14 protein-coding genes are annotated in these 15,842 nt (G+C 57.1%); 7 read left to right on the plus strand and 7 right to left on the minus strand.

Annotation, left to right across the window (positions count from 1 at the left end):
- Positions 1-95: 95 nt before the first annotated feature.
- From AO242_RS25685 to AO242_RS25720, 7 genes are all read left to right on the plus strand, one after another.
- The gene (locus AO242_RS25685) at positions 96-2,147 is read left to right on the plus strand and encodes a putative bifunctional diguanylate cyclase/phosphodiesterase (RefSeq protein WP_099270902.1); all 2,052 of its coding nucleotides are present in this window, start codon (positions 96-98) and stop codon (positions 2,145-2,147) included.
- 272 nt (positions 2,148-2,419) lie between these two features.
- A complete protein-coding gene (locus tag AO242_RS25690) occupies positions 2,420-3,781 on the plus strand; it encodes an imelysin family protein (RefSeq protein ID WP_027900291.1) in 1,362 nt (453 codons plus the stop codon).
- Between the two features lie 188 nt (positions 3,782-3,969).
- Positions 3,970-4,428 (plus strand): thiol-disulfide oxidoreductase DCC family protein, encoded by a 459-nt coding sequence (locus AO242_RS25695; protein WP_099270903.1) that lies wholly within the window; start codon positions 3,970-3,972, stop codon positions 4,426-4,428.
- Positions 4,429-4,500: 72 nt separating this feature from the next.
- Complete coding sequence (locus AO242_RS25700) at positions 4,501-5,286, plus strand: hypothetical protein (RefSeq protein ID WP_257153509.1); 786 nt, start codon at positions 4,501-4,503, stop codon at positions 5,284-5,286.
- A 341-nt stretch (positions 5,287-5,627) separates the two neighbouring features.
- Entirely contained in the window at positions 5,628-7,055 is a 1,428-nt protein-coding gene (locus tag AO242_RS25710; RefSeq protein WP_099270905.1) for a di-heme oxidoreductase family protein, read from the plus strand.
- Positions 7,056-7,088: 33 nt separating this feature from the next.
- Positions 7,089-8,153, plus strand: coding sequence for an imelysin family protein (locus AO242_RS25715; RefSeq protein ID WP_099270906.1), 1,065 nt, complete (start codon positions 7,089-7,091; stop codon positions 8,151-8,153).
- A 16-nt stretch (positions 8,154-8,169) separates the two neighbouring features.
- Positions 8,170-9,267, plus strand: a complete 1,098-nt coding sequence (locus AO242_RS25720; protein ID WP_099271029.1) for a DUF1513 domain-containing protein — start codon at positions 8,170-8,172, stop codon at positions 9,265-9,267.
- Between the two features lie 95 nt (positions 9,268-9,362).
- On the opposite strand, the gene AO242_RS29880 is transcribed toward AO242_RS25720, so the two are convergent.
- The 7 genes from AO242_RS29880 to AO242_RS25760 all read right to left on the minus strand — a co-directional run bounded on the left by AO242_RS29880 (position 9,363) and on the right by AO242_RS25760 (position 15,623).
- Positions 9,363-9,590 carry a hypothetical protein gene (locus tag AO242_RS29880; protein WP_099270907.1) on the minus strand — a complete coding sequence of 76 codons (228 nt, stop codon included), beginning with the start codon at positions 9,588-9,590 and terminating at the stop codon, positions 9,363-9,365.
- Entirely contained in the window at positions 9,590-10,306 is a 717-nt protein-coding gene (locus tag AO242_RS25730; RefSeq protein ID WP_099270908.1) for a lipopolysaccharide kinase InaA family protein, read from the minus strand. The genes AO242_RS29880 and AO242_RS25730 overlap by 1 nt, the downstream gene beginning before the upstream one ends.
- Before the next feature lie 5 nt (positions 10,307-10,311).
- Positions 10,312-10,992, minus strand: a complete 681-nt coding sequence (locus tag AO242_RS25735) for a class I SAM-dependent methyltransferase (protein ID WP_099270909.1) — start codon at positions 10,990-10,992, stop codon at positions 10,312-10,314.
- Between the two features lie 208 nt (positions 10,993-11,200).
- Complete coding sequence (locus AO242_RS25740; protein WP_099270910.1) at positions 11,201-12,481, minus strand: sensor histidine kinase; 1,281 nt, start codon at positions 12,479-12,481, stop codon at positions 11,201-11,203.
- The gene (colR, locus tag AO242_RS25745) at positions 12,471-13,154 is read right to left on the minus strand and encodes a two-component system response regulator ColR (RefSeq protein ID WP_027900279.1); all 684 of its coding nucleotides are present in this window, start codon (positions 13,152-13,154) and stop codon (positions 12,471-12,473) included. The genes AO242_RS25740 and colR overlap by 11 nt, the downstream gene beginning before the upstream one ends.
- 477 nt (positions 13,155-13,631) lie before the next feature.
- Complete coding sequence (gene groL / locus AO242_RS25755; RefSeq protein ID WP_027900278.1) at positions 13,632-15,278, minus strand: chaperonin GroEL; 1,647 nt, start codon at positions 15,276-15,278, stop codon at positions 13,632-13,634.
- Positions 15,279-15,329: 51 nt separating this feature from the next.
- Complete coding sequence (locus AO242_RS25760; protein WP_020292988.1) at positions 15,330-15,623, minus strand: co-chaperone GroES; 294 nt, start codon at positions 15,621-15,623, stop codon at positions 15,330-15,332.
- Positions 15,624-15,842 lie beyond the last annotated feature (219 nt).

Raw genomic sequence — 15,842 nt, forward strand, 5'->3', positions numbered from 1 at the left:
AGAGGAATCGCCGTTTAGCGATCTCGCTCTGGTTCCACTGTTTTTTGACGGTTGCAAAGGCTTGACGCACCCGGCACGGATTAAGGAATAGCCATTTGAAGCTGGAACTCAAAAACAGCCTGTCAGTAAAGCTTCTGCGCGTGGTGCTGCTCTCCGCACTGGTCGTAGGCGTTGTGTTGAGTTGTGCGCAGATCGTCTACGACGCGTACAAGACTCGCCAGGCCGTAGCGAGCGATGCAGAAAGGATCCTGGACATGTTCCGTGACCCGTCGACTCAGGCCGTATACAGCCTGGACCGGGAAATGGGCATGCAGGTCATTGAAGGTCTGTTTCAGGACAATGCGGTGCGGCTGGCATCCATTGGCCATCCGAATGAAACCTTGCTCGCTGAAAAAGAGCGCCCCCTGAAAGCCACTTCAACGCGCTGGCTGACCGACCTGATTCTTGGCAAGGAGCGCAGCTTCACTACTCAACTGGTCGGCCGCAGCCCTTACAGCGAGTACTACGGCGACCTGCGCATCACGATGGACACAGCCACCTATGGCGAAGGTTTCATCATCAATGCCGTGATTATTTTCATCTCCGGGGTGCTACGCGCATTGGCGATGGGCCTGGTGTTGTATCTGGTCTATCACTGGCTGCTGACCAAGCCACTGTCGCGCATCATCGAACACCTGACCAACATCAACCCCGATCGCCCCAGCGAACACCAGCTTCCGCTGCTCAAGGGCCACGAGAAAAACGAACTGGGCATCTGGGTCAATACAGCCAACCAGTTGCTGGCTTCCATCGAACGCAATACGCACTTGCGCCACGAAGCTGAAATCAGCCTGCTGCGCATGGCTCAGTATGACTTCCTCACCGGCCTGCCCAACCGCCAGCAATTGCAACAGCAACTGGACAAGATTCTGGTGGATGCCGGACGTCTTCAACGCCGGGTTGCTGTGTTGTGCGTCGGGCTGGATGACTTCAAGAGCATCAACGAACAATTCAGCTACCAGACTGGCGACCAATTGTTGCTGGCGCTGGCAGACCGGTTGCGGGGCCACAGCGGTCGGCTTGGCGCGCTGGCGCGGCTGGGCGGCGACCAGTTCGCCATGGTGCAGGCTGATATTGAGCAGCCTTATGAAGCCGCAGAGCTGGCACAGAACATCCTTGATGATCTGGAAGCGCCGTTTGCCCTCGGTGACCAGGAAATTCGTCTGCGCGCCACCATCGGCATCACGCTCTTCCCGGAAGACGGTGACAGCACTGAAAAGCTGCTGCAGAAAGCCGAACAGACCATGACGCTGGCCAAGTCGCGCTCGCGCAACCGATATCAGTTTTATATCGCCAGCGTCGACTGCGAAATGCGTCGCCGCCGGGAGCTGGAAAAAGACCTGCGCGACGCCCTGCCCCGCAACCAGCTGTTTCTGGTCTATCAGCCGCAGATCAGCTATCGCGAGAATCGCGTGGTGGGCGTCGAGGCCCTGATCCGTTGGCAGCACCCGGAACACGGCCTGGTGCCGCCAGACCAATTCATTCCGCTGGCAGAACAGAACGGCTCCATCATTACGATTGGTGAATGGGTGCTTGACCAGGCTTGCCGCCAATTGCGCGAATGGCACGATCAGGGATTCACGGATTTGCGCATGGCGGTCAACCTTTCGACCGTCCAGCTGCACCACACCGAACTGCCACGGGTGGTCAACAACCTGATGCAGATCTACCGCCTGCCGCCACGCAGCCTGGAACTGGAAGTCACCGAAACCGGCTTGATGGAAGACATCACCACCGCCGCGCAGCATCTGCTCAGCCTGCGCCGCTCAGGTGCGCTGATCGCCATTGATGACTTCGGGACCGGCTATTCGTCCCTGAGTTATCTCAAGAGCCTGCCACTGGACAAGATCAAGATCGACAAAAGCTTCGTGCAAGACCTGATCGATGACGATGACGACGCAACCATCGTGCGCGCCATTATCCAGCTGGGGAAAAGTCTGGGTATGCAGGTGATCGCCGAGGGCGTGGAGACCACCGAGCAGGAGGCCTACATCATTTCCGAAGGCTGCCATGAGGGTCAGGGCTACCTGTACAGCAAGCCGCTCCCGGCTCGGGAATTGCTGGCGTATCTGAGACAGGCACAACGCAGTAATGCGGAGGTTTCGTAGATTTACCGCCGACCAATAACCTTGTAGGACCGGCTTCAGCCGGGAGGGCTTTGGAGCAATCGCCAGATATCCTTCGCCGGAGATACTGCCCTCCCGGCTAAAGCCGGTCCTACGGGATTGCAGAACACTCGACACTCTTTGTTACAACCACATCCAGACTCATCTCTCATCAAAGGCAATAGGCCTTTACACCGAATGCAAATCTTTCGCATTATGTTGCAGCTTTTTTTGGGCGCCTGGCGCCTTGAACCCTCTAGACGCAGGATTCCGTCATGATTCGTATGCCATTGGCAACCGCTAGTCTGCTGGCCATCGCTATTTCTCTCGCCGGCTGTGGCGATGAGAAAAAAGCTGCAGCACCAGCCACCGCTTCCGCACCGGCTCCAGCGCCTGCAGCTGCACCAGCGCCTGAAGCGACTGCTTCGGCACCGGCTGCTGCACAATCCAGTGACGCCGCTGCCAAGGCCGTAGTCGCCAACTACAGCAACATGGTTTACGCCGCGTTCAGCGATGCTGAATCGAGTGCCAAAACGCTGCAGACTGCGATCAAGGACTTCCTCGCCACCCCGAACGACAAGACCCTCAAGGCTGCGCGCGACGCCTGGGTTGCCGCTCGCGTGCCGTACATGCAGACCGAAGTATTCCGCTTCGGCAACACGATCATCGACGACTGGGAAGGTCAGGTTAACGCCTGGCCCCTGGATGAAGGCCTGATCGACTACGTCGCCAAGGATTACCAACACGCGCTGGGCAACCCGGGTGCAACCGCCAACATCATCGCCAACACCGAAGTTCAGGTCGGCGAAGACAAGGTCGACGTGAAAGAAATCACCCCTGAGAAACTGGCCAGCCTGAACGAGCTGGGCGGTTCCGAAGCCAACGTTGCAACCGGCTACCACGCCATCGAGTTCCTGCTATGGGGCCAGGACCTGCACGGTAACGAAGCAGGCGCTGGCGAGCGTCCAGCCTCTGACTACATCGAAGGTGCAGGCGGTACCGGTGGTCATAACGATCGTCGTCGCGCTTACCTGACCGCAGTGACTGACCTGCTGGTCAGCGATCTGGAAGAAATGGTCAACAACTGGAAGCCGGGCGTTGCCGACAACTATCGCGCCAGCCTGGAAGCCGAAAGCGGCGAAAGCGGCCTGCGTAAAATGCTCTTCGGCATGGGCAGCCTGTCCCTCGGCGAACTGGCTGGCGAGCGCATGAAAGTCGCGCTGGAAGCCAACTCCAGCGAAGACGAGCACGACTGCTTCAGCGACAACACCCACAACTCGCACTTCTACAACGGTAAAGGCATCCGCAACGTTTACCTGGGCGAATACACCCGTACAGACGGCACCAAGGTCAGCGGTCCAAGCCTGTCTTCCCTGGTAGCCAAAGCCGATCCAGCCGCCGACGCGACCCTGCGCGCCGACCTGGACGCCACTCAGGCAAAACTGCAAGTCCTCGTCGATCAAGCCAACAAAGGTCAGCACTTCGACCAGTTGATCGCTGCGGGCAACACCGAAGGCAACCAGATCGTTCGCGACGCCATCGCCGCCCTGGTCAAGCAGACCGGTGCCATCGAGCAAGCCGCTGGCAAGCTCGGCATCACCGACCTGAACCCGGACAACGCCGATCACGAGTTCTGATCAGCGAGCTCTGAACGTTTGTTTTTGAACGTTTGAAATGGGTAAATGAAATGCCAGTTGGCTTTGCTGACTGGCATTTTTTTTGGTTGTTAATTATCTCTGAAGCTGGAGCGGGATACTGAAGTGCCCATTGTCGGCCTGGAGGTTTGGGAATACTGTGTGGAAAACCGATACGGGACCCCTCATCAATGTACGAGACAACAAAGTGGCCACTGACGCTCTATTTTGACGGTGAATGCCCACTCTGCGCTCGAGAAATCAAGATCCTGCGTTCGCGTGCGGCACCGGATCGGCTTCGTTTTGTTGATATCAGTGATGAAGCGTTTGATACCGGCTCTGTGGGATACACGCTTGCGCAAATGGAGTCATCGTTGCACGCCAGGTTTGACGATGGAACATGGGTCACTGGCCTGGACGCTACGCTCTGGAGTTGGCGAGCAGCGGGCCTGGGTGCATGGGCTGCACCGTTATCATGGAGGCTCGCCAGGCCGATGTTTAACATTGCTTATCGTCTCTTTTGCCGCTGGCGGCCGCATTTAGCGTGGCTGCCTCATCCTGATGGCGGTGCCCGTTGCCGGGGAAAAATTTGTGCAGTTCCGGAAACCGACCGTGCTCCGCACGACCCGTCACCGTCTGATAAACGTTAGGCGTTTCAGCTCCCGGATGAGTGGCCGATAGACAGAGGTGAACCTGGATTTTTCAAGATATGGAGATCAGATTTGGTCAGCTCAATCAACACCAGCACTCCCTCGACCCCGAATATCAAGGTGTCCGGCACTCAAGTCAGCCAAAGCCTGTCAGTGCCCTCAACGGCGACCGACTCGCTGGCGAGCACGGTCGGAACTACAAACGATACGAGCTCACTGTCCTCACTGGCGCGCCAGTTGAGTGAAGCCTCTGCTCGTGCAGAAGCAAGAGACAAAAGTCTCAGCCGCAAAGAACTGGGTGAGAAAGCCGGACAACTGACCGAGCAACTGGTTGGCAGCAGCTACGACGCCAATAAAGCTCGGCACAATGCGGAAACTCCTGACAGCGACGATCCAGATCGTCTGGAGCGCGCAAAAAGCGCGACCCAATTCCTCAATGGCAGCGGAAAAAACCCGTTCGCTGGCATGTCACGAGAACAGCTTTCTGTCATCGCCTATGACGAAAGTAGTGATTTCACCGTCAACGAAAAAAAATCAGCCTGGCTGGAGTCTTACCGTCAGGAGCGAGTATGGCGCCAGCAAGTCGTGGCCCAAGGAAGCGCGGAGTACAGCGCGACAGGCAAGCTGACTGATTTTTACACCTCGGTTCTTGATCACTACAAAGGGCTGCCAGCCATTGAGCAGTCGCAATACCCCAGCGACTATGAAACCAGGCTTCAGGACTGGATAGACCAGGACTTCAACTACAAAACCAACACGGCTGAAGGTAATACGGATGCCCAAAGTTTTCTGGACAAAGTCCTAAATCCTGAAAGCGATATCTTTACCGGCCAAGGCACCTCAGGCACTCAGTCCTGAAAGCCATTGTTGCCCCTTCCGCGACGTTCAAACCAGATGAAAGTCTGAATAATTTTCGATAATTTCCGCCCGGACCAAGCCTCAATCGGAGAAAAGAGCAGCCCAGCGATAAATTGCTCGAACAAAGCAAAGCAATGCGTAAAGTCTAAGGGCCGGGAAAAGTCCTTCTGAATATTTTCGGGAAGAAAATAGCTTCGGAACCAAACTGGATAAAGCTGCATGACCAACGATTTCGTAACAACACATTGCACCCACCAAGGCAAACGATAATCCCTCTTATTCAAAAACGACGAGGCTGTTAAGCTTGCACGCCCTGATTTCGGGCTTGTTGCAGGATGGTTATGGCTACGCGGTTGCGTCCCTTTGTTGTGTTGCTCAGTGCTCTGATGATGGGCGCATGCGATGACGCCCCGCGTTTCACCCAGGCTGAGCCGGGTGAAGCACTGGCGGGTGGCAAGGCGACGGTGAACAAGCGGGACGTGAATGCGTTTTCGATGCCGTCGGCGAATCTGTCTCCGGTGCGTCGTCTGGACTTCAGCGTGGGTAACAGCTTCTTCCGCAGCCCTTGGGTGATTGCACCTTCCACCACAACGGCCCGCGACGGTCTGGGGCCATTGTTCAACACTAATGCGTGCCAGAACTGCCACATCAAGGACGGTCGCGGTCATCCTCCCGAGCAGGATGATGTCAATGCCGTTTCGATGCTGGTGCGCCTGTCGATCCCGGATGATCCGGCGCAAGCTGAACTGATCAAGAAGAATGGCGTGCTGCCCGAACCTGTCTATGGCGGACAGTTGCAGGACATGGCGGTGCCGGGTGTTGAGCCAGAGGGTCGAGTGCGCATCGAGTACGAGCCCATGCCAGTCAGGTTCCGCGATGGCACTTTGGTCGAACTGCGCAAGCCGACCTTGAGCATCACTCATCTGGGCTACGGCCCGATGCACCCTGAAACCCGCGCTTCGGTGCGTGTCGCACCTCCAATGATTGGCCTGGGGCTGCTGGAGGCGATTCCCGATGCAGCGATTCTGGCCAATGCCGATACAGATGACAAAGACGGCGACGGCATCTCCGGTCGCCCGAACTGGGTGTGGGACGATGAGCAACAGACCGTCGCCTTGGGCCGTTTTGGCTGGAAGGCCGGGCAGCCCAATCTAAACCAACAAAACGTGCACGCGTTTTCAGGCGACATGGGGTTGACCACCAGCCTGCGCAATTTCGATGACTGCACGCCCACACAGACCGACTGCCTTGCGGCCCCTAACGGCAATGGGCCGGATGGCGAGCCCGAGGTCAGCGACAATATCCTGCGGCTGGTGCTGTTCTACAGTCGCAACCTGGGAGTTCCTGCCCGTCGTAATATTGAAAACCCGCAGGTATTGGCCGGCAAGAATCTGTTTTACGAGGCTGGCTGCCAGCAATGCCATACACCGCAGTTCAAGACACGCCATGATGCTGCCGAGCCGGAACTCGCCAATCAGGTGATACGTCCTTACAGCGACCTGTTATTGCATGACATGGGCGCCGAGTTGGCTGACAATCGCACCGAATTTCAGGCGACCGGGCGCGAATGGCGCACGCCGCCTCTGTGGGGCATAGGTCTGACGCAGACCGTCAGCGGCCACACTCAGTTTTTACACGATGGACGCGCCCGCGATCTGCTCGAAGCGGTGCTGTGGCACGGCGGTGAAGCTCAGGCCGCGCAGCGTCAGGTATTGGCGTTCGATGCCGAGCAACGCGCAGCATTGCTGGCGTTCCTGAATTCGTTATGACTTCTTTCATTTAAAAACTATAAGGAGCCGGACATGTTCCGTCCCAAGTTGCTCTTCACCAGCCTTGCCGCGCTCGCCTTGGGTGCCTGCGCGCCTTCGGACCCGCAAGCGGTCACTTCGGCAGCGATTGCCAAGCAAGTGATCCTGCCGACCTACAGCCGCTGGGTTGATGCTGATCGCAAGTTGGCGACAAGCGCTTTGGCGTTCTGCGAAGGCAAGACTGATCTGGCCACTGCCCGCGCTGACTTCCTCTATGCCCAGAAGGCATGGGCCGAGCTGCAGCCATTGCTGATCGGGCCACTGGCCGAGGGCAATCGTTCATGGCAGGTGCAGTTCTGGCCGGACAAGAAAAATCTGGTCGGCCGTCAGGTGGAACAACTGGTGACCGCCCAACCGCAGATCACCCCCGATGCGTTGGCCAAATCCAGCGTGGTCGTTCAAGGCTTGTCCGCTTATGAATACATCCTGTTCGACGCTGCCATCGACATGGCCAACGCCGAGCAAAAAGCCCGTTATTGCCCGTTGCTGATGGCGATTGGTGAGCGCCAGAAAGCCCTCGCCGAAGAGATCCTCAGCCGCTGGAACAGCAACGACGGCATGCTCGCGCAATTGAGTAAATTCCCCAACCAGCGCTACGCAGACTCTCACGAGGCCATCGCCGAGTTGCTGCGCGTGCAAGTCACCGCACTGGACACGCTGAAGAAAAAGCTCGGCACACCGCTGGGTCGTCAGAGCAAAGGTCAGCCACAACCATTCCAGGCGGACGCATGGCGTAGCCAGTCATCCCTGAGCAGCCTGGAAGCGAGCCTGGCCAGCGCCCAGACGGTATGGGCCGGGGTCGACAACAAAGGCTTGCGTGGTCTGTTGCCCGCCGAGCAGAAACCGCTGGCAGACAAGATCGACGCTGCTTACGCTGCCAGTCGCAAACTGCTGTCGGACCTCAAGCCGCCCCTCGTCGACTTGCTGGCCAGTGAAGAGGGTCGTCAGCAGTTAAATGCCTTCTACGACAGCCTCAACGTCGTACACCGCCTGCATGAAGGCGAACTGGCCAAGGCTCTGGGCATCCAGCTGGGCTTCAACGCCAACGACGGCGACTGACCGGGAGATAAAGATGATGTTGCGACGCCAGGCTTTGGCACTCGGAAGTTTGCTGCTCAGTGCCTGCACCCTGGGCGGCTGGACGCTGTTTCGACAGAAAGGCAAAAGCCCGCTGCTGCTGTCAGCTCGCGATGATGGCGACGGCCAGCACTACGCCGTGGGTTATCGTCTGGATGGTCAACAAGTGTTCGCAACCCGGGTCGGCGAACGCTGCCACGACATCATCAATCATCCAACGCTGAATCTGGCGCTATTCGTCGCCCGTAGACCGGGCACTGAAAGTTATCTGATCGACCTGAATGATGGACGTCTGCTACAGACGATCCACTCGCAACCTGATCGGCATTTCTACGGCCATGCAGTCATCCACAGCAGCGGCGAATGGCTCTACACCACCGAGAATGACACCACCGACCCTGGGCGCGGTGTACTCGGCGTGTATCGGTTTGTGGACGAGCGTCTGGTGCATACAGGGGAAATCTCCACCCATGGTATTGGCCCGCATCAGGTGTCCTGGATGCCTGATGGCGAAACATTGGTGGTGGCCAATGGCGGGATCCGGACTGAAGCGGAAAGCCGCGTCGAAATGAATCTGAACGCCATGCAGCCAAGCCTGGTATTGATGCAGCGCGACGGCACGCTACTAAGCAAGGAAACCCTGGCGCAATCCATGAACAGTGTTCGTCACCTGGGTATCGCCAGCGACGGCACCATCGTCTCGGGTCAGCAATTCATGGGAGACGCCCAGGAGTCCTCGGAGCTGCTGGCGATCAAACGCCCGGGCCAGCCGTTTGTTGCGTTTCCTGTAAGCGAACAGCAACTGGCTTCGATGGGGCATTACACCGCCAGCGTTGCTGTACACAGCGAATTGCGTCTGGTGGCCCTTACCGCGCCCCGAGGCAATCGGTTTTTCATCTGGGATCTGGACAGCGGCGCAGTCCGCCTCGACGCTGCCCTGCCCGACTGCGCCGGTGTTGGCGCGGTAACGGATGGATTTGTGGTGACCTCCGGACAAGGCCGTTGCCGTTTTTACGACTGTCGTCAAAACGAGCTGCTCGCAAAGCCTCTGGATCTGCCTGCCGGACTTTGGGACAACCATCTGCATCTGGTTTGAAGCAATCTGGTCTGCGCTGAGCTTGATCTAAAGCCCACATGCAACGAGGCCCCATCACAGGGGCCTTCAGTCAGTGGAGCAGTAAACGCAAATGGCTAGCGCCCGCTGCCCGAGCCTTGAGCCAACCCAAACATCAATAACAGCAAGTCGTGACTTGGACTCACCAGGTCGGGAGCTTTTGCGATCCGAGGCAGCGGGCAATGCCCTTCGCCATGTAGAGCGCTCAAAATCTGTGTTCCCGGCTGTACCCAGGCGGCCATTGCAGCGGAGGTCACCGCCAACGCACCCAGAATAAATAAACCTCGTGCCAGTTCTAGTTTCATCAGTCTAAGCCCTTGATAGCGCTGCCAAACGCTGCCTGATAAAAATAGACCAACTTCTGCCAATCCGTTGAAGTGAACGACGAATGGCGACGTAGCTGCTTGAGGTCATGACGGGCGGCAGCCACAGCGGTCAAACGGCGTCGGCACTTCTCCAGATCAAGCAACGCGACTTCAGCTTTAGCGTTATCACCTTCGCCGACAACGCGTACGAATACGTGTTTTATATAAAGACAGCTGTGCTGCCAGCGGCCTTTATGCATACGCGCCAGGTTACCTGCCAGTTCATGGAGCAGTTGATCATGCAACGCCTCGCCATGGTGCTCTCGCCCACCCGCGGCGTACCAGTCTTCGATCTCCACAAAACCGTCCAGGGCCGCAGTCACCAGAAGCGCACGCCACTCATGGCTTTTATCACGCTGCGCGCCACAGAAAATCAGCTTGGGCACGTTTACATCAAGTCCGCTCAAGCCCTGAATCGCATCGCGCTCGCGCAATACCGTCGGACGCCCGAATGGATGCAGCCAGCTGCGATAGGTATGCCCAACCTGTCGTTTGATATAAATAAGCTGGCCATCATCGGCAATTAGCCGTTGCACACCGCTCTCACCGCCCCTACGCCGGTTAGGTTCTTCAACCCATTCGCCACGCTGCGTCCAGAAGGAATCAAAACGCTCTTCCTTTGAGATTGTGGGCTCCATAGCGACTTGTACGCCCATCTTGTTTACCTCTTACGCAATAAGTACACACGCCACATGGCATACATCGGTAGAAAATCCAGGCGATCCTGGATACGGAATCCAGCCTGTTCAAACTCGGCCTCAACGGTAGCAGCCGGTAACACAAAGCGATTCTGGTAACTATCCTGCCCACTTTTCGCTTGGCGCTTTTGATCGAGGCGCTTGCGTTTCCACGCTTTGAAATTGCCATCGACCCAAAGTGAAATGATCACGCTGTCACGTGTAACACGCTGAAACTCCTTTAGTAGAGCGAGCCGATGATCGGCCTGACCGACATGGTGCAGCAACCGCATGCAGAAAATGCTGTCTACGGCGTTGTCGGGTAGATCGATGTCAAAAGCAGATGTCTGCAAGGGTTGTACCCTTTTCACCACTTCTGCTCGTTGAGCAGCACAAGCGGTCTTCAGCATGTCTGCCGAATTGTCAGCGCCAATGATCATGCGGTTCGATTTCTCAGCCAATAGCGGCCAGAAGCGCCCGGCACCGCAAGGCAGGTCAAGCACTAGCCCGGGATCACCCGCACGATGCAAAGCAGTACGCGCCAATTGCTCATCGCGCCAATGAGACAGGCGACGGGACAGATTGTCCTTATGCTTTTGCAAATACTGTTGGGCATGTTCGTGGTTGTACTTGCGTGAAAACTCAAGTTCGATTCGCTTGCTCATGGGGGCACCTGCTCATGTCGATGCCGGCAAGATAGTCAGGGCGCTGTCAGCGTCAGGTCATGCCCATGTGAAAAAAGTGTCGGAGGTCTGCGCAGATGTTTCCAGATACTTCAAAGGTTTAGCGTCCCTGAGGACGTAAGGTAAAGAAGACTGTCAGAGTTATTTCGGAGTTGAAGCGAGGAGGCACGTATTGATGGACGCAGCCGGACTACTTCTTTAGCTTCACACTGAAGCGGCAACCGTTGGGCTCCATCGGGCTCAAGCTGACGCTCCACCCCTGGTTTTCGCAGATGCGCTGAACCAGCGAGAGCCCTAGCCCAAGCCCCTCACCACGCTGTTCGTTACCCCTTACAAAAGGCTCGAACATGGCCTCGCGCTTTTCTTCAGGGATACCGACCCCGCTGTCCTCCACCAGAAAACCTTCCTGCTGCAACGTCAACGTAATGAAGCCCTGGTCGGTGTAATGCAGGGCATTGCGCAGCAGGTTGCCCATGACAGCATGAAGGAAAGTGGAGTTGTACAGAGTTCCTGAGGGCTGACTGGTGCCAACTGAGCGCACAGTCAGTTGCAGTCCCTTGCTTTCAATAGGGCCGCGCCACAGTGCAATCAGGTCTTCGGCAACACTTTCCAGGGACACCCTGGGAACCATGTTGGCGTCTTCACGCTGGGTGCGCGCCAGCATGAGGAAAGTCTGGACCAGGTCACGCATTTCCTCACACGCCCGGGCAATCCGCTCGACCTGCGCCCTGGCACGAGCATCAAGGGCTGGATTATCCAGCAACAGCTCACAGGAGCTGGCCAGTACCATCAATGGGGTTCGCAGTTCATGGCTGACGTCGCTGGTGAACATACGCTCGCGGGTCAACGCCTGACGCAGGCGCCCCAGCGTGGCATCGAAGGCCACGGCCAGTTCCCCTACTTCGTCAGCGGCATAGTCAGGCGCCAACGGAGGTGCCAAACCAAGCAACTGATCGCGATGACGCACTTGCCGGGCCAGTCTTACAACAGGCGCCATGACCCGGCGAGCCAGCACCCAGCCCAGAAATACCGCCAGTCCCAAGGCAAGCACGAAACCCACCAGCACGACGGCGAATAACACGCGCTCGCGCTCTTCAAAATCGCTTTGATCTTGAAGCAATGCATAACGTCGACCGTCGACCACTTCGATCATGGCGTGATAGGACAGCGGGCCACGAAACACTTCATGAAAGCCAGGCTCAAGATGCCTGAGGTCGCTGGGTATATCGAAATCGCCAGGGCCGCCGCTGAAATAGAAGAGCTGATCAGGCTCCGGACGGTGACTCCAGTCGCTGACACTGTCGAGCAGCAGCAAACGGTTCAGGTCGCCGCCAAGGCCCGCTGAAATCAGTTTCTCTTCTACCAGATGGACAGTCGCGACGATGCCCATGGCAAAAGAACCTGCCACCAGCGCGCTCATCAACGCGAAAGCGATGATGATGCGTTGGGCAAGGCTCTGTTTAAACTCCATCCCGGCCCTCGGCCAGACGGTAACCGACACCATGTACGGTTTGCAGCAGTGGCTTGTCGAAAGGCTTGTCGATTACCTGGCGCAGTTGATGAACGTGGCTGCGCAGACTGTCGCTGTCGGGGCAGTCATCACCCCACAGCGCTTCCTCCAGAACCTCACGACGCAACACGTGGGGGCTTTTCTGCATCAATACGGCAAGCAGCTTCAGACCAACCGGATTGAGCTTGAGCAGACGCCCTTCACGAGTGACTTCCAGTGTATCGAGGTCGTAGACCAGTTCAGCAACTTGCAAGGTACGTCGCCCCCCGCCCTGAGCACGACGCAATACGGCTTCGATGCGCGCAGCCAGCTCGGACAGGGCGAAAGGTTTGAGCAGGTAGTCATCAGCACCGGAGCGGAAGCCTTGCAGGCGATCATCCAGTTGATCACGGGCGGTCAGCATGATGACCGGGGTGTCACGGCGGGCGTCTTCACGCAGCCGCTTGCAGAGGGTGTAGCCATCGATGCCGGGCAGCATGATGTCGAGCACGATGAGGTCGTAATGTTCGGTTGCCGCCAGATGTAATCCGGAGAGGCCATCCTGTGCACAATCGACGGTATAGCCTTTCATGCCCAGATAATCGGCAAGGTTGGCCAGGATATCCCGGTTGTCTTCTACAAGAAGAATTCGCATGTGCACGCCCTCCATCTGAAATAGGCTGGCGCAGCTTAAGGCCTATGGGGGGCAAGAGCCAGATAGGGTTAGGTATTTTTGTGATCGAGTGGCAGCAACAACATTCTCACTGCTGCTGAATTCTGGTTTCGCCCTGACGGTCGACCCCCTTTGTTTCGGCAAAGGGGGGAAACCATTTATCGCTGACGTGCGGCCCCCGCTTCGCGGAGGTACCTTCGACTCCGGTGCCGTGGTGTGGGCACGCGCCGACGGGCCATCCATGGCCCAACGGCGCTCGCTCGGCATCCATGCCGAGCGACCCACACCAGGACACCTACGCTCAGCCTTCCGACGCTCGTTTAGTGGCGTACTTGAGATTCGTTTATGGCGATAGTTCGTTGAAGCAAAAGCAAAGTTTCGGCTACACGCGCTAGCCATAAAAAAACCCCGCACAAGGCGGGGTTCTTTTATGGGGTACAGCTAGAGGGTGAAGCTGGCTTACATCATGCCGCCCATGCCACCCATGCCGCCCATGTCTGGCATGCCGCCGCCAGCTGGAGCTTTGTCGTCCGGAGCGTCAGCGATCATGGCTTCGGTGGTGATCATCAGGCTGGCAATGGAGGACGCGGCCTGCAGAGCAGAGCGAGTCACTTTAGCCGGGTCCAGGATACCCATTTCAATCATGTCGCCGTATTCGCCGGTAGCAGCGTTGTAACCGAAGTTACCCGAACCCTGCTTGACCTTGTCGACTACAACGCTTGGCTCGTCACCGGAGTTGGCAACGATCTGACGCAGTGGAGCTTCTACAGCGCGACGCAGCAGAGCGATACCGACGTTCTGATCGGCGTTGTCGCCTTTCAGTTCGGAGATTGCCTGCAGCGAGCGAACCAGCGCTACACCACCGCCAGGTACCACGCCTTCTTCGACGGCTGCACGAGTAGCGTGCAGGGCGTCTTCAACGCGGGCTTTCTTCTCTTTCATTTCAACTTCGGAACCAGCGCCGACTTTGATGACTGCAACGCCGCCGGACAGCTTGGCCAGACGCTCTTGCAGTTTTTCTTTGTCGTAGTCCGAAGTGGTGTCACCGATCTGCTGACGGATCTGCGAGATACGACCGTCGATGTCAGTGCGAACGCCAGCACCGTCGATGATGGTGGTGTTTTCTTTGTTCAGCACAACGCGCTTGGCATTACCCAGGTGTTCCAGGGTAGTGGTTTCCAGGCTCAAGCCGATTTCTTCGGAGATAACGGTACCGCCAGTCAGAACAGCGATGTCCTGAAGCATTGCCTTGCGACGGTCGCCGAAACCTGGAGCCTTGACGGCTGCAACTTTGACGATACCGCGCATGTTGTTCACAACCAGAGTCGCCAGGGCTTCGCCTTCAACGTCTTCAGCAACGATCAACAGCGGACGACCGGCTTTGGCCACTGCTTCCAGAACAGGCAGCATTTCGCGGATGTTGGAGATTTTCTTGTCGACCAGCAGGAGCAGCGGGCTGTCCAGCTCGGCAACCATGGTGTCTGGCTTGTTGATGAAGTACGGGGACAGGTAACCGCGGTCGAACTGCATGCCTTCAACAACCGACAGTTCGTTTTCCAGGCCCGAGCCTTCTTCAACGGTGATAACGCCGTCTTTGGTCACTTTTTCCATGGCTTCGGCAATGATGTCGCCGATGGAATTGTCGGAGTTCGCGGAGATAGTACCTACCTGAGCGATGGCCTTGGTGTCAGTGCAAGGCTTGGACAGCTTCTTCAGCTCGGCAACGATCGCGATGGTCGCCTTGTCGATGCCGCGCTTCAGGTCCATCGGGTTCATGCCGGCAGCGACGGCTTTCAGGCCTTCGTTGACGATGGCCTGAGCCAGAACGGTTGCAGTGGTAGTACCGTCACCAGCGTCATCGTTAGCACGGGAAGCAACGTCTTTGACCAGCTGCGCGCCCATGTTTTCGAAACGGTCTTTCAGTTCGATTTCTTTGGCAACCGAAACACCGTCTTTGGTGATCAGAGGAGCGCCGAAGCTCTTCTCAATAATAACGTTACGGCCTTTTGGGCCCAGGGTTGCTTTTACTGCGTCAGCCAGGACGTTGACACCGGCGAGCATTTTTTTACGGCCAGAATCGCCGAATTTTACTTCTTTAGCAGCCATGATCGATCTTCCTTAAATACTTTGAGTAGTAACGGAAACTAGTGGGGTGACTCAGGCTTCGACGACCGCGAGAATTTCGTTCTCGCTCATCACCAGCAGGTCTTCGCCATCTACTTTCACAGTGTTGCTGCCGGAGTACGGGCCAAACACCACTTTGTCACCCACTTTCACGGCCAGCGCACGTACTTCACCGTTGTCCAGCACGCGGCCGGTACCCACAGCGAGGATCTCGCCACGGTTAGGCTTTTCAGCAGCCGAACCTGGCAGAACGATACCGCCAGCAGTTTTGGATTCTTCTTCGCTGCGACGGATTACGACGCGGTCATGCAGAGGACGAAGCTTCATTGTCGATCTCCTGATTATGGTTTTTAAACCGCCGGTGATTACACCAGCGAGTTAAACATCCGGCGTTGCCGGTTACGGTTCGACGAGCGAACCGCAGAATACGGTCTGGCAAAAAGGCCAGAAACCTTGCGGTGACCCATACATAAGGGCGGGCATGGTGATTACAAGGCCAGCCGTAGAATTTTTTTGTCGAAAGTTACTGCGTCATGAAACGCACGC

It is taken from the genome of Pseudomonas sp. ICMP 561 (assembly GCF_002699985.1).
Taxonomy (GTDB): Bacteria; Pseudomonadota; Gammaproteobacteria; order Pseudomonadales; family Pseudomonadaceae; genus Aquipseudomonas; species Aquipseudomonas quasicaspiana.

What these genes read in the sequence shown, in the direction of transcription:
- AO242_RS25690 (WP_027900291.1), top strand. Translation starts at nt 2,420, where the DNA reads ATGATTCGTATGCCATTGGCAACCGCTAGTCTGCTGGCCATCGCTATT.
- AO242_RS25695 (WP_099270903.1), top strand. Translation starts at nt 3,970, where the DNA reads ATGTACGAGACAACAAAGTGGCCACTGACGCTCTATTTTGACGGTGAA.
- AO242_RS25710 (WP_099270905.1), top strand. Translation starts at nt 5,628, where the DNA reads ATGGCTACGCGGTTGCGTCCCTTTGTTGTGTTGCTCAGTGCTCTGATG.
- AO242_RS25715 (WP_099270906.1), top strand. Translation starts at nt 7,089, where the DNA reads ATGTTCCGTCCCAAGTTGCTCTTCACCAGCCTTGCCGCGCTCGCCTTG.
- AO242_RS25720 (WP_099271029.1), top strand. Translation starts at nt 8,170, where the DNA reads ATGTTGCGACGCCAGGCTTTGGCACTCGGAAGTTTGCTGCTCAGTGCC.
- AO242_RS29880 (WP_099270907.1), bottom strand. Translation starts at nt 9,590, where the DNA reads ATGAAACTAGAACTGGCACGAGGTTTATTTATTCTGGGTGCGTTGGCG.
- AO242_RS25730 (WP_099270908.1), bottom strand. Translation starts at nt 10,306, where the DNA reads ATGGGCGTACAAGTCGCTATGGAGCCCACAATCTCAAAGGAAGAGCGT.
- AO242_RS25735 (WP_099270909.1), bottom strand. Translation starts at nt 10,992, where the DNA reads ATGAGCAAGCGAATCGAACTTGAGTTTTCACGCAAGTACAACCACGAA.
- AO242_RS25740 (WP_099270910.1), bottom strand. Translation starts at nt 12,481, where the DNA reads ATGGAGTTTAAACAGAGCCTTGCCCAACGCATCATCATCGCTTTCGCG.
- colR (WP_027900279.1), bottom strand. Translation starts at nt 13,154, where the DNA reads ATGCGAATTCTTCTTGTAGAAGACAACCGGGATATCCTGGCCAACCTT.
- groL (WP_027900278.1), bottom strand. Translation starts at nt 15,278, where the DNA reads ATGGCTGCTAAAGAAGTAAAATTCGGCGATTCTGGCCGTAAAAAAATG.
- AO242_RS25760 (WP_020292988.1), bottom strand. Translation starts at nt 15,623, where the DNA reads ATGAAGCTTCGTCCTCTGCATGACCGCGTCGTAATCCGTCGCAGCGAA.